Annotated in this window: 10 protein-coding genes; 5 read left to right on the top strand and 5 right to left on the bottom strand. The window is 60.7% G+C overall.

Going from position 1 to position 13,979, the window contains the following annotated elements:
- Positions 1–15: 15 nt before the first annotated feature.
- From ACIX9_RS18705 to ACIX9_RS18690, 4 genes are all read left to right on the top strand, one after another.
- Entirely contained in the window at positions 16–321 is a 306-nt protein-coding gene (locus ACIX9_RS18705; RefSeq protein WP_013582062.1) for a hypothetical protein, read from the top strand.
- Between the two features lie 12 nt (positions 322–333).
- Positions 334–804, top strand: coding sequence for a nuclear transport factor 2 family protein (locus ACIX9_RS18700; protein WP_013582061.1), 471 nt, complete (start codon positions 334–336; stop codon positions 802–804).
- An 84-nt stretch (positions 805–888) separates the two neighbouring features.
- Complete coding sequence (locus ACIX9_RS18695) at positions 889–1,149, top strand: hypothetical protein (protein ID WP_013582060.1); 261 nt, start codon at positions 889–891, stop codon at positions 1,147–1,149.
- A gap of 61 nt (positions 1,150–1,210) precedes the next feature.
- The gene (locus ACIX9_RS18690; protein WP_013582059.1) at positions 1,211–2,941 is read left to right on the top strand and encodes a M20/M25/M40 family metallo-hydrolase; all 1,731 of its coding nucleotides are present in this window, start codon (positions 1,211–1,213) and stop codon (positions 2,939–2,941) included.
- 104 nt (positions 2,942–3,045) lie between these two features.
- Here ACIX9_RS18690 and ACIX9_RS18685 read toward each other — a convergent pair whose 3' ends face one another.
- From ACIX9_RS18685 to ACIX9_RS18665, 5 genes are all read right to left on the bottom strand, one after another.
- The gene (locus ACIX9_RS18685; RefSeq protein WP_041597216.1) at positions 3,046–5,349 is read right to left on the bottom strand and encodes a choice-of-anchor D domain-containing protein; all 2,304 of its coding nucleotides are present in this window, start codon (positions 5,347–5,349) and stop codon (positions 3,046–3,048) included.
- A gap of 140 nt (positions 5,350–5,489) precedes the next feature.
- The gene (locus ACIX9_RS18680; RefSeq protein WP_232298753.1) at positions 5,490–6,452 is read right to left on the bottom strand and encodes a bestrophin family protein; all 963 of its coding nucleotides are present in this window, start codon (positions 6,450–6,452) and stop codon (positions 5,490–5,492) included.
- Between the two features lie 87 nt (positions 6,453–6,539).
- Positions 6,540–7,190 carry a carbonic anhydrase gene (locus ACIX9_RS18675; RefSeq protein ID WP_013582056.1) on the bottom strand — a complete coding sequence of 217 codons (651 nt, stop codon included), beginning with the start codon at positions 7,188–7,190 and terminating at the stop codon, positions 6,540–6,542.
- Positions 7,191–7,342: 152 nt separating this feature from the next.
- Complete coding sequence (gene accD / locus ACIX9_RS18670; RefSeq protein ID WP_013582055.1) at positions 7,343–8,212, bottom strand: acetyl-CoA carboxylase, carboxyltransferase subunit beta; 870 nt, start codon at positions 8,210–8,212, stop codon at positions 7,343–7,345.
- 45 nt (positions 8,213–8,257) lie between these two features.
- The gene (locus ACIX9_RS18665; RefSeq protein WP_013582054.1) at positions 8,258–9,961 is read right to left on the bottom strand and encodes an alpha-N-arabinofuranosidase; all 1,704 of its coding nucleotides are present in this window, start codon (positions 9,959–9,961) and stop codon (positions 8,258–8,260) included.
- 422 nt (positions 9,962–10,383) lie between these two features.
- Here ACIX9_RS18665 and ACIX9_RS18660 point away from each other — a divergent pair, with 422 nt between their 5' ends.
- Positions 10,384–13,929, top strand: coding sequence for a TonB-dependent receptor domain-containing protein (locus ACIX9_RS18660; protein WP_013582053.1), 3,546 nt, complete (start codon positions 10,384–10,386; stop codon positions 13,927–13,929).
- The last annotated feature ends 50 nt before the right edge of the window (positions 13,930–13,979 follow it).

Below are 13,979 nucleotides of genomic sequence, written 5' to 3'. Positions count from 1 at the left end.
GTTATTCTACTTGGTATGAGTCAGACCGCTTACGACACGCCGCGCACGCTGGGAGGAGGATACCTCTTCGGGATTCCAATGAAGGACCTGGGGTGGTTTGCTTCGCTGCTGATGGGGCTCGCGACAGGCTTTATGGGGTTCTTTGGGGCTACGTTTTTTGCGATCGTAGGGCTGCTGATTTATAACGCCGGCGGGCACCATACGGTGGATTATTCGTACAGCTACTCGCGTGTGGGGCTGCCGGTGGGGATTCTGTTTGCGGTCGTCGCGCTGGGGTACCTGGGGACGATGTGGGCGAAGCGGATGGGGCGGAAGGCTTAGAGGAGTTCGATCATGAGTGATGCTTTAGTGCTGGTGCCACCTTTTACGATGGAGACGGCCAAGGCCAAGGTTCGGAAGGCTGAGGATGGTTGGAACTCGCGGAATCCGGCGCAGGTTTCGCTGGCTTACACGGTTGACAGCAAGTGGCGGAACCGGGCGGAGTTTGTGAATGGGCGCGAAGAGATCGTCGCGTTTCTGACGGGCAAGTGGGAGCGCGAGCAGGAGTATCGGCTGATCAAGGAGCTGTGGGGCTTCAAGGAGAACCGCATGGCGGTGCGGTTCTGCTATGAGTGGCATGACGCCGAGGGGCAGTGGTTCCGGTCCTATGGGAATGAGTTGTGGGAGTTCGATGAGGTGGGATTGATGCGGGTGAGGCATGCGAGCATCAATGACCTGGCGATTGCGGAGGGAGATCGGTTGTTCTTTTGGCCGCAGGGGCCTAGGCCGGTGGATCATGCTGGGTTGTCGGAGTTGGGGCTGTAAAGGCGTAACGCGGATCAGAGGGATAGGAACGGATCAGGGCGGATAGAACGTGTAATCTGTCTACAAGCTTTTCCGGAGATTCATATGAGCGACGTGATCAGCGGTGTACGGCAGGTAGTGCAGGACATCGTGGCTCCAGATCTCAAGGCTTTGACAGCGAAGGTGGACGCGCTGAAGACACAGAGTGCGATTGAGCACGATGCGGTCATGAAGACGCTGGATGCGTTCCGAGCGGAGATGCGGTCTGAATTGGCAGCGCTCCGGGCTAACAACCAAGTGGAGGTCTACCGGCAGGTAGCTCCTATCAGCGAACGCATTGCAATTATGGAAGCGCGCAAGAAGTAAGTCGCGGCTGGCTGGTCTGGTAGTCTGGGGGCTCCCAAATCTTTCTCGGAGAGCCCTGCCCATGTTTTTCGTTCGTGGAGTTGCTGCATCCTTTGTCCTTGCAAGCGCGGTTGTGCCGCTTGCTATCGCCCAGAAGCACGTTGATAAGGTTCCTTCCTACTACGGGGCGCAGCCTGCGACCGAAGATATCGACCTGACCATGTACTCGCGGATTCGCGAGGAGGGGTTGAAGCACTCGCATGTGATGGAGTTTGGCGGGGCGCTTTCGGATGGCATTGGGCCGCGGCTGACGGGCTCACCGAATATGGCGAAGGCCAATGCGTGGACGCGGGATACGCTGACGAAGATTGGCTTGGAGAACGCGCATCTGGAGGACTGGGGCGAGTTCGGGATGGGGTGGCAGCAGATCAATACGTGGGCCCGGATGGTGGGGCCTGATCCGGAGCCGCTTTGGTGCCAGGCTGCACCGTGGTCGCCTTCGACGAAGGGTCCGGTAACGGGTGAGCTGGTGTATATCGATCCGGCTACGGCGGATGCGGCGAAGCTGAAGGGGACGATGACAGGCAAGATCGTGCTGCTGGGTGCGATGCGGCCTACGCCGGATATTACGGAGCCCCTGTTCAAGCGATATACCGACGCCGAGTTGAAGGAGATGGAGAGCTATCCGACAGCGGGTGGCCGGCCGGGCGCGCCGAACATCCAGCAGTTGATGGCGGACCGGGTTCGCATGCAGGCGCAGCGGGCTGCGCTGCTGAAGGTCGTACTGGCGGATAATCCGGCGGCAATTATTCAGCCTTCGCGTGACTCCGGTGGCGGCGGCGGGACGGGCGTGATCTTTGACGATAACGGCGCGAACCTATCCCGGAACGCCCAGAGCAGGGAGGGCGCGGTCAACGTGCCTTCTGCGGTGATGATGATCGAGCATTACAACCGGCTGGCACGGCTCATCACGAACCATGTTCCTGTTTCGGTCGAGATCAATATCGAGACCAAGTTCACGGGCGATCATGAGCATGGGTTCGATACGGTGGCGGAGATTCCGGGTACCGATCCGAAGCTGAAGAATGAGGTCGTCATGGTGGGCGGGCATCTGGATTCGTGGATCTCGGGAACGGGCGCTACGGATAACGGTGCGGGCTCGATCGTCGCGATGGAGGCGGTGCGCATTCTGAAGGCGCTGAACGTGCCGATGAGGCGGACGATCCGGATCGCGTTGTGGTCTGGCGAGGAAGAGGGTCTGTTTGGGTCGGGTGGCTATGTGAAGCAGCACTTTGGGACCTTTAATGATCCACCGTCGGACCCCAACGTTCCGGCGTTTCTGCGGGCGCATGGTCCGCTGACGACGACCAAGGAGTGGGAGACGCTGGATGCTTACTACAACCTGGACAATGGGACCGGCAAGGTTCGGGGCGTATATACGCAGGAGAACTGGGCGATCGGGCCGATCTTCAAGCAGTGGATCGCCCCCTTGGCAGATCTCGGGGTGTCAACGATCTCCTACCGGAATACGGGTGGGACAGATCACCTGAGCTATGACGCGGTTGGGTTGCCTGGGTTCCAGTTCATCCAGGACCCGATGGACTATGAGACCAGGACGCACCACTCGGACATGGACACGTATGACCGGTTGCACCAGGCTGACCTGGAGCAGGCCGCGGTGGTGGAGGCGATCTTCCTCTACAATACGAGCCAGCGCGAGGCGATGATGCCAAGGAAGCCGTTCCCGCATCCGGAGACGGATAAAGCTCGGAGTGCGGCGATTGAGGGGATCTATCCGGGGGCTGTGAAGTAAAGGCGGAACGCGGATAGAAGCGATAGAAACGGATCAAGGCGGATTGGGCAAACCCTTAGGGGCTGCTCAATCCGCCTTGACGTTTTGGTGCGGGTTGGTATGACTTACTTGGAGGTGACGGTCAGGTTATAGGTGGCGGTGTGGACTAGGAAGCCGTCTGTGGCGGTGATGGTGAAGCTGTAGCTGCCGGGTTTGGTGTAGGACGAGTTCTCGGCCGGGAGCTTGCCGGAGCAACCGGTGACGGAGAGGCTGGCTACCGCGAGAAGCAGGGCGACCAGGGTGGCTCGGGCGAGGGTGCTTGCACTGCGGCGGCGGAACCAGAGGAGCGATCCGGTGCCGATGGCGAGCGCGCCCAGGAGCCAGTTGCCGCCCAAGCCGCTATAGCCGATGACGGTGTACTGAGAGGTGGTGGCCAGGTCGATCTCCGTCGTGATGGGTGCGGAGGGGAGGATAGTGGCGGACTTGGGCGTGCAGGTGGTGGCTGGTGCGTTGGTGACGCAGGAGAGCGTGACCGGGTTGGCGAAGCCGGCGATGGGTGAGGTGAGCGAAGAGAGCGTGACCGGATAGCCGGCGATGATGTTGCCAGAGGCGGGAGTGACGACGAAGGTAAAGTCGACGCCATTGCCGGTGAGGGCCGCGGTGGCAGTGGGGCCGACGGCGGCTGCGGAGCTGATGGTGATGGAGCCTGGGCTCGCGCCGGTGGTGGTGGGGTGGAAGGTGACGGTGAGGGTGCAGGAGCCGTTGGCGGGGACGATGGAGGTGCAGTTGGAGGAGACGGAATAAGGACCGGTGAGGGTGAGTTGCGGGAAGGGCAGACCGCCGGAGGCGCTGTTGGTGAGGAACAGGGTGCGGGCACCAGTGGCTCCCACGTCAACGCTGCCGAAGTCGAGCGAGGTGGAGGTGGTTGAGGAACTGGGTGTGGGTGTGGGTGAGAGGGCGAGCGCGGGAACGCCTGTGCCGGTGAGGCTCGCGGTGAGGGTGGTGGTGCCGGAGCCGACGGAGAGGGTGCCGGTGCGTGCGCCGAGTGCGGTGGGGGTGAAGACGACGTTGATGGTGCAGCTTGCGCCGGAGGCCACGGTTCCGCAGGCCGGGGAGACAACGGAGAAGTCGCCAGATGCGGCTTGAATGGTGACTGCCGCGGGGAAGGTTGAGTTGTTCGTCCAGACGAAGGGCTTGGCCGCCGTGGTGAAGCCTACGGGCTCTGAGCCGAAGTCCTGTGAGGTGGGAGTCAGAGTTGCGGCGCTGCCGTCGCTGGTGAGCTCGAAGAGGCTGAACTCGAGGAGCTTTTCCTGGGGGGTGAGGTCGGTGGTGGCGGACGGGCACTCGCTCGGGAAGGCGACGTTGATAGGCGAGGTCGTGGGCTGCTCGACGTGGTACTCGTTGAAGAGGACGCGGCCGCACTGGTTGGTGGTCGTGGTGACGGGGGTGTTGAAGACGAACTGCATCACGGGGTTGTTGAGGGCTGTGTTGTTCAGCGTAAGCCAGGACTGAGTGGGGGCGACGACACCGTTGAGGTCATGCTTGAGCACGGAGAGCTGGATCTGACCAAGGGTCGTGGTGGCTCCGACGAGCTGCAGCCAGTTGGAAAGGATCTGACCCTGCGAGAAGGAGGTGTCTACAGTGGCCGTGCCTGTGGTGCCGGGGTCCGGCTGCGTGACCTTCCAGTTGACGACGGAGTTGAAGGGCGCGTTGTTATACATCCAGACGTAGCTGTAGTGGCTGGAGTAGACGCGTCCACCGGCGTTAGCGAAGCTGACGAAGTTGGCCAGCGATCCGGCGGGCTGAATGTACTGATTCCCCTGGCAGGGCAGCATGAGGACGTCGTACTGGTTGAGCACGGTGGAGTCGGTCATGAGGTTGACCTGGGATGGGGTGGCACTGTCGATGCGTGCGCCGGGCGAGCCGCTGCCGGAGAAGAGATTGATGCGTCCGGTTCCTCCCATATTGGTGAACTCGGCGTCGTCGACTCCGACCTTGCGGAGGACGCACTCGACCTGGTCCTGAGAGCCGGTGGCGACAGCGAACTTGGGGATGTCGCCTTCGGTCTGATTGCGGGGGAAGCGGGAGAGATTGGGGTCGACTACTGTGTTGACGCCGGCGGCAGTGGCGATGGTGACCTGGCGACGCCAGCGGCCGGACTGGATCACGAGCGGCACGGCTGGATCGATGGGCACGCCTCCGAGGGAGAAGCTACCGTCGGTGGCGGTGGTGGTGCCGACCAGGGGGGTTCCGGAGGGAGGGGTGCCGGGGACCGGGCAGCTTACGCCGGGCGTGAAAGCATCCACGGCGGTGGTAGGGACGTAGACCAGCACATTGGGCAGGGGCTGCTTGCCATTGGGCGCGTAGACGATGCCGGAGATGCTGGTGGTCTGGCCGAAGGCGGCAGGGACACTGAGCCCGAAAAGCACGAGAAGAGACGCACAAAGAATTCGCATAATGGGGACTGTGAGAGGTATATCAGACCTTGTGGACGGTGTATCGCGAAAAAGCGGTTACACGTAACCCGTCAGTACAGTCGGATTCCCTGCTTATGCGTGTGCGGTAGGAGTTACCAAAGAACTCCGCGTTCCGGCGTGACGGGCGGCGGGAGTTCGGTCTCGCCGAGGATCTGGCGGAGGTTGATCTCGATGGTGCGGGTGATAGAGGTCAGGGGCACGTCGTAGATCTCGTTGTCGAAGGGATCTTCGAGGTCGCGACCGATCTTATCGAGCGTGAGGAACATGAAGCCGACCAGCGTGGAGCCGAGCGGCGTGAACCAGCCAAGCTGCTCCACCATGCCGATGGGCAAGAGGATGCAGTAGATCTGGACGAAGAGCATGGGGAAGAAGTCGTACTGCTTGGGCATGGGGGTGTTCTTGATGCGCTCTGTGCCACCCTGCGCGTCAGCCAGGTCGTCGAGGTTCTTGTCCATGGCCTGCCACTCCAGGTTGTCGATCCAACCGCGCTGGCGTGCGTTGCGGACGATGGTGCCCATGTTGCGCTGGAGGGCGAGGGCTACGTTCTTCTGCAGGGCGAGCGACTGGTACTCGGCTTCAGGGATGAGGCCGTGGATCTCCGGGAAGGGATCGAGCCCGCGCAGTTGCTGGCGGAGGGCGTGGACGTAGGCGATCTGGTGGTAGATGAGGGTGTGGCGGGTGGTGAGTAGCTCGTCCTCATCGTGCTCGGACTCAATGTGGTCCGGGCGGAGGGTGGAGAAGACCTGGCGCGCGAAGCTGCGAGAGTTGTTGACGATCTGTCCCCAGAGTCCGCGTGCCTCCCACCAGCGAGCATACGCAGAGTTGTTACGGAAACCGACGATGATGCCGATGGCCGAGCCATAGAGCGCAAGCGGTACGTTGCGGGAGCCGACCCATTCCCAATGCAGAACTTTGTAGGCGACGACGATGCAGACGTCCCAGACGACCAGCGCCAACAGAGGCAGGCCGACGTACTGGATCATGCGGGGCAGGTTGGCGGCTTTGGGGACGATCATCGGCGGCTCCTCAGGCTGGTCGGCCTCCGGCAAAAGCAAGGCGTAACGAGGATAACTATGGATAAGAACGGGATCAAGGCGGATAGAGCTTCAGTAGGGCCTCGATCCCGTTGAACTTCTCAGCTTTTAGACGGTGGATGCGCTTACCGGGATGAACGCGCGGCTGGGGTCTTCCGCGACGCGTACGCCGCCGGAGCCGATGTCATAGACCCAGCCGGAGATGCTGATCTCATTGCGTGCGAGTGCGCCGGCCACGCTGGGATGGGTCTTGAGGTGATTGATCTGCATGAGGACGTTCTGCTCGGTGAGGTTGCGGAGGCGCTGACCGGGTTTGTCGTCTGGGGTATCCAGGGCATCCGCTACCTTGAGAGCGGCCTGGCCGTTGGTGAGCCATGAACGCACAGTGGGCATGGCGGCGGTGCTGTCCGGGCTGAGCAGGGCCTTCATGGCGCCGCAGTCGGAGTGGCCGCAGATGACGATGTGCTTGACCTTGAGGGCGGAGACGGCGTACTCGATCACGGCGCTGACGCCACCCAGCATCTCTCCGTAGGCGGGGACCATGTTGCCGATGTTGCGGGTGATGAAGACCTCGCCGGGGCCTGAGGAGGTGATGGATTCCACGTCTACGCGGGAGTCAGCGCAGGCGATGACGAGGGTGTGGGGCTGCTGGGGGGTGGTGGCGGCACGCTCGTACTCCGCGGCATTGCCTGCGTGGACCTCTGACTGGAAGCGGCGGGCGCCTTCCTTGAGCTTTTCGAGAATCGTCTGTTCAGTCATAAGGACTTAGACTACCTCCGGCTGGAAAAGGGAAAGCGTAACGCGGAAAAAAGAGATAAAAAACAGATGAAGACGGATACGGCAAAGACGTTTCTTTTTGGGAGTTGCGGGGCCCTATCTGTCTTGATCCGTTCTTATCTTTCTTGTCTGCTTTACGCTTTGGCTGCTTTCTCTGTGGCTGGCTGGTTGGTCATCCAGGAGAGGGTGTCCGTCAGGTAGGACTTGAGGTTCTTACGCTCGATGACGGCGTCCAGGAAGCCGTGCTCGAGGAGGAACTCGGAGCGCTGGAAGCCTTCCGGGAGCTTCTGGCGGATGGTCTGCTCGATCACGCGGGGGCCGGCGAAGCCAATAAGTGCGCCGGGTTCGGCGATGTTGAGATCGCCCAGCATGGCGAAGCTGGCGGTGACGCCTCCTGTGGTGGGGTCGGTCATCAGCGAGATGTAGGGGATCTTGGCGTCGTCCATGCGGGCCAGGCCGGCGGAGATCTTGGCAAGCTGCATCAGGGAGGCGATGCCCTCCATCATGCGCGCGCCGCCGGAGGCCGAGACGATGATGAGGGGGTGGCGGGTGGCGAGCGAGCGGTCTACAGCGCGGGCGATGGTTTCGCCTACGACTGCGCCCATGCTGCCGCCGATGAAGGCGTACTCCATGACGGAGAGGACGACGTTGTGCGGGCCAAGCTGACCAATGGCGTTGACGATGGCGTCGTTGAGGCCGGTCTTCTTCTGGGCTTCGGCGAGGCGGCGCTTGTAGGGCTTGAGGTCCGTGAAGTTCAGCGGATCGGTGGAGCGCAGTTCCAGGTCGACGAGTTCGTAGCCGGGTTCCAGCAGGTTTTCGACGCGGGAGCGCGCGTCGAAGCGGAAGTGATACCCGCACTTGGGGCAGACCTGCAGGTTGGCGGCGAGGTCCGGCTTGAAGAGCGGCGTGCCGCAGGAGCCGCACTTGGTCCATAGGCCCTCCGTGCGGACGGTCTTGGTTTCGTCGTTGACGATCTTGTGATCTTCGCGTTTAAACCAACTCATTGCGGTCTGGTGTCCCTCTAGAAGCTCCTGCCTATTGTATCGGGGTTAGGCAAGGATGAGGGAAAGAGCGGTGACGCTGGCCGGCGGGAAGGTGTGGATGAGGCGGCCGCCGGAGGGCGTGCCGAGCTTTGCGGGCTCCGGGTGGACGGCGTTGGGGTGGGTGAAGTCGTTGTGGGCGTGGATGTCCGGGGCGGTGAGGACCTCGCCCGTGACGCTGGCGATGGTGACGCCGGGGATAACAATCTCAGTGGTGATGGGCTGGTCCAGGTGCGGGTTGACGACGGTGAGGGTCATCACCTTGCCGTTGCCGGTCGTCGCGATGGAGGCCGAGCCGCTGAGGCCGGCGAGCTTCGAGGCAGGATCGATGGAGCCGTCTGCGCTGTTGCCGCCGACCGGCGTGACGCGCGCGATGGGGTTGGGGATGGACGCCGCGGCAAACTCCACCCGCAGGCTCTGCGCGCCCTGGTGCGGCATGTACATCTTGAAGACGTGGAAGGTGGGGGTGACGGTGAACTTGTCCTCAGACGCCAGCATGAGTGAGTGGATGCAGTTGATGGTCTGCGCAACGTTGGCCATGGCGACTTTGTCCGCGTGCTTGTGGAAGATGTCCAGCGTGATGCCGGAGAGGATAGCGTCGCGCATGGTGCTCTGCTGGGAGAGGTTGTACTTCGGGCCGAGCTCAGTCGACTTGCTGTACCAGGCGCCCCACTCATCCATGATGATCTTGACGCTGTGGCCGTGGTTGGTCTCGCCCAGGGCGGACCAGCTATCGGTGATGATGCGCTCCATGAACGCACCGCGTGCGAGCGTGTCGTAGTAGGTGGGCGGGTCGAACTCAAGCGCGTCGCCGGCGGCGAACTTCTTCGCGTCGCCGGAGGTGTAGTAGTGGGTGGAGAAGCCGAAGGGCTTGTGATGCTCGCTGATGGACTTCATGACGCCGGCGGTCCAGCGTGCGTCGTCGCCGTTGGCTCCGCAGGCGATGAGGCGCAGGGAGTCGCGGCGCTGCTCGTCGGTGGCGCCGTAGCGGGGAATCCATTCGGTGTAGCGGCGATACTCGCCGCCATACTCCTCCGCGGTCTGCGATCCGCCGCAGCCCCAGACCTCATTGCCGACGCCCCAGTAACGGACGTTAAAGGGCTCCGGGCTGCCGTTGCGTGCTCGCTCCGCAGCCAGGGCGTTGATGCCGCCGGGCAGGCTGCCGCTCAGGTTGGGGGTGGAGGGCGCGTTGCAGTACTCGACCCACTGATAGAAGTCGCGGGCGGGGAGGCTGCGGACGTCGGCGGCCAGGTAGGGCTCGCACCCGATGGCGCGGCAGGTAGTCATGAACTCATGCAGGCCGTAGCGGTTGGAGTCTTCCTGGGTCCAGAAGGCGGTGCGCTGCGGGCGCTTCTCTGCGGGGCCGATGCCGTCGCGCCAGTCGTACGAGTCCGCGAAGCAGCCGCCGGGCCAGCGCAGGACGGGCGCTTTGACGGCACGCATGGCGTCGATGAAGGCCTGGCGGACGCCGTGGTGGTTGGGGATCTTGGATTTTTCGCCCACCCAGACGCCGTCATAGATCACGCCGCCGAGCTGCTCGATGAAGTGGCCGTAGATCTCCGGCGCGATGGTGCCGATGGGCTCGGCGGGCAGGATGGTGATGTGGGCGTCAACTGAGGTGGCGAGCTGGCCGATGCCGGCAGAGGCACGCAGGGCGAGTGCGGAGGAGGTCAGGGCGGCGGCGCGCAGGAACTGGCGGCGATCTGGATTCATGGGGTTGGGCCTCTGAAGTGCAAACCCACTATACATTTCCGGTAAAGGTTTTCCGAGCGTCTGAACCCTACTGCAAGTATGGATGGGGCGAGGCCTTTTTACTTATTCCGGTTCGCTGCCCCTGAAAGGGTTGGGGAACGGCCGAGAGAAAAACGATTTTGTGCGAATCGAACTTGACGTAGAGGTCCTTCAGAAAGACGCAGAGTTTCTCAAATTATCTGTCTTTTCATATAAATCTATGTGAAGTCAGTCACTTAGCAAAATGGGACGGGATGCGAAATAGTACGAAATCCTGAAACTTTGGTGGTATTTCCAGTTGGCCAGCAACGTGCAGGTAGTTCCCACAAGACCGAAAAACTCAAATCGTATAGAGCGGCTTATCCCGCTTTGCGCGAAGTTCTATCTCCCGGAGAAACGAAACGATGAAGAAGGTTCTTGGATTACTTGCTGTAAGCCTTGTCTGCACTGCGATGGGCCTTGGACAAAGCCAGAATGGAAACGTTGCCGGTACCGTGACGGACCCCAGCGGCGCGGTCGTCGCCGGAGCCACGGTGACCGTGATCAACGTCGCCACCGGCGCAACCCGCACCACAGTGACCACCGGCGCTGGCGCCTACAACATCGAGGGCCTCCCGCCCCAGGACTATAAGGTCACGGTGACCGCGCCCGGCTTCGGGACGACGAGCACCAATACGTTCAACATCTCGGTCGGTTCTTCAAATACCGTCAACGCGAAGCTTTCGGTGGATGCGACCAATGTTCAGGTTGAGGTTGCAGCGAACTCGCTGGCCGGAATCAACCTTGAGAACGCGGAGAACTCGCAGGTCGTCAATACACAGCAGTTGCTGGAACTTCCCACTGAAGGGCGTACTCCTTACGCTTTCGTTGTTCTTTCCGGTAATGCCGCAGCTGACCCCAGCGCAACCTCGCGCGGAGTTGGCGTGAACCTTGGCGGCGCACGTTCTGCCTCAACCGAGATACTGCTTGACGGTATCGAAAACACCAGCCTGTTCTCAGTGGGCGTTGCGACCTTCGTACCGGTTGATTCGGTGCAGGAGTACCGCATCGTCACCTCGAACTACGGCCCTGAATATGGACGCGCCTCCGGCGGTGTGGTCAATGTGATCACCAAGGCTGGTACGAACGCCTTCCATGGCACAGCGTATGAGTTCTTTCGCCCGTCAACCTTCGCGTCGAATAGCTATTACAACAACGCGAACGCCATCCCGCAGCACCGCTTCGATCGCAACAATTTTGGTTTCGCGGTGGGCGGTCCCATCGTCCACGACAAGCTGTTCTTCTTCAACAACACGGAATGGACGCGGGTTCGCAGCAGCAATGTGACCCAGTTTTATATTCCGACGTCGCAGTTCATTGCTGCTTCGGCATCCAGCACTCAGGCATTCTTTCAGCAGTTTGGAACCGTCTCCGGCACGCCCACGGGTAAGATTCTGACCCTCGGCCAGATCGGTGGCGCTGCGGGCTCTGTCTCCAGCGCGTTCGCGACGGACCGTGCTGCTCTGGAACTGGCGAAGCCCGGCACCTTCAACGACAGTACCCCCATTCTGCAGCAGGTCAACGTCACTGTCCCGGCGGACGCGGGCGGTGGTGTTCCTCAAAATACCTACAACATCGTCGGGCGGCTGGACTTCAATCTCAGCGACCGGACACAGATGTACGGCCGGTACGTTTTGTACAACTCGGTCACTCCCTCTGGAACTGGCAACGTCAGTCCATATGCTGGATACAGCACCGGGACGACCACGAAGTCGCAGAACCTGGTCTATGGAATCACCCATACCTTCTCCAATAGCTTGGTCGGCCAGTTCCAGATTGGCCTGCTCCGCTTCAACAATAACCAGCCCTTGGGGACCAATCCGGCTGGCCCTACGCTCTTTGTAAGTTCTGCAGCTGCTCCATCGATCGCAAACAATTCGCTTGTCTTTCCCGGTTATAGCGAAGGAAACGCGGCGAACGGGCTTCCTTCCGGCGGTCCGCAGAACAATATTGTGCTGAGCCCGACCTTCACTTACACCAAGGGCCGTCACTCCATCACCTTCGGCGGCCAGTACTCTTACATTCGCGATAACCACACGTTTGCGATTTATGAGAATGCTCAGGAGTCGCTGGTTAGCAGCACAGGTACGACGGACACGATCAACGGCGTTAAGGTGGGCGCGCTCACTAACTTTGTGAATGGCGTCACCGACTACTTCCAAGCGAATCTGAATCCGCAGGGCAAGTTTCCCTGCACCAAGGATCTGATCACCGGCTTGCAGAATGTCACGGCCGCTTGCACGTTGACCACACCAATCGCCCAACCGAACTTCAGCCGTTCTAATCGCTATCAGGAGGGTGCCGGCTTTGTGAACGATAGCTGGAAGGCGACTCCCCGTTTGACCATCAACGCTGGCCTGCGCTATGAGCTCTACGGCACTCAGCACAACAAGAACTCTGCCCTGGACTCCAACTTCTACTTTGGAACCACCGGATCGTTGCAGGATCGGGTTCGCGCAGGCAAGATTCTCCAGGTCAATCAGGCGGCTCCGGCAGGCGTGCAGAATCCCGGCGGCAAGCTATGGAACACCAACTACAAGCAGTTTGCACCTCGCGTTGCCTTTGCCTATGACCTCACCGGCGACGGCAAAACCAGCCTGCGCGGTGGTTACGGCATCAGCTACGAGCGCAACTTCGGCAACGTGACATATAACGTTGCGCTCAATCCTCCTTCGCAGCTTGCCATTAGCTTCACGAACCTGGACGTAGGCGCGCAGATTCCCATCAGCACCGGTGTCCTGGGTTCGTTCAGCTCGGGTTCGGGTGTCAGCAAGGCGATTCCGCAGGGAACCGTTCGCGCGGTTGACCCACGGATCAAGCCGGCCTACAACCAGTTCTATACGCTGGTTCTAGAGCGCCAGATCAACAACACCTTTGCTGCAGGCCTCGCCTACACGGGAGAACGTGGCATCCACAACTACTCCATCGCAAACTATAACCGCTCGTATTATGGCCAGGTCTACGAAGGGGATGCGGCAAAGTATGCTCCTTCGGGAGCAGTCAATACCAACCGCCTCAATCCACAGTTCACCTCCATCAACGTTCGCGGTGCGGACGGAGACAGCTACTTCAACAGCATGAACGCCAACTTACGCGGTACGAATCTATACAAGACCGGTGTCAGCCTCACAGCGAACTACACCTACGCACACTCCACCGATAACACCAGCTCAACGTTCACCGATGGCCAGTCCAACGGAGACGTAGGCGGCGTAGCCTACTTCGATCCTTACAACCACGCGATCGACCATGGCAACTCCGACTTCGATCTGAAGCACCGGATCGCTGTCGGCTTTGTCTGGCAGATTCCTTCCTATGGTGCGACCGGTTATAAGCGTGCCGCACTCGGCGGTTGGGAGATCGGGTCGATCTTTACGGCTGCTACCGGTACACCCTTCTCCATGTATGACTGCGCGCTTCCGGCTGTAACGGCTTGCCCTCGGGCACGCTTCCTGCAGACGCCAAACTACCAGCGTGTCCGCCCCAGCATAGGTGGTGGAGCACCGGACAAGTTTGATTACATCGACTTCCCCGCACGCTATCTTGCCAGCGGCGCGCTGAACAACGCGGCCTATGGTTCTTATGTCGATCCAAAGATTGGTGCAGCCGATCTGCCTACCATCGTCAACGGTATGGATACTTTTCCTGGCGGTATGTCAGCACGCAATGCCTTCCGCGGACCTGGAACCATATCTTTCAACGCTGACGTGAACAAGAGCATCAAGTTCACGGAGCGGTATAGTCTGCAGCTGCGTGCTGAGCTCTATAACGTCCTTAATCACGCAAACGCCTACCTGAACCTGAGCGGAGCGAACGATGTCTCGCAGAACTCGTTCATCTCTACCTACAAGAACGGGCCCGATCAGGGTGCTAACCGCCAGCTTCAGCTTGCAGCAAAGATCATCTTCTAAGCTGACTGAACGTGGCAAACGGCGAAAGGGAACGCCCTCATAGTGTTCCC

This window comes from Granulicella tundricola MP5ACTX9 (assembly GCF_000178975.2).
Lineage (GTDB): Bacteria > Acidobacteriota > Terriglobia > Terriglobales > Acidobacteriaceae > Edaphobacter > Edaphobacter tundricola.
The sequence above is the reverse complement of the archived record's forward strand: the minus strand, read 5'-3'. Positions and strand labels throughout refer to the sequence as shown.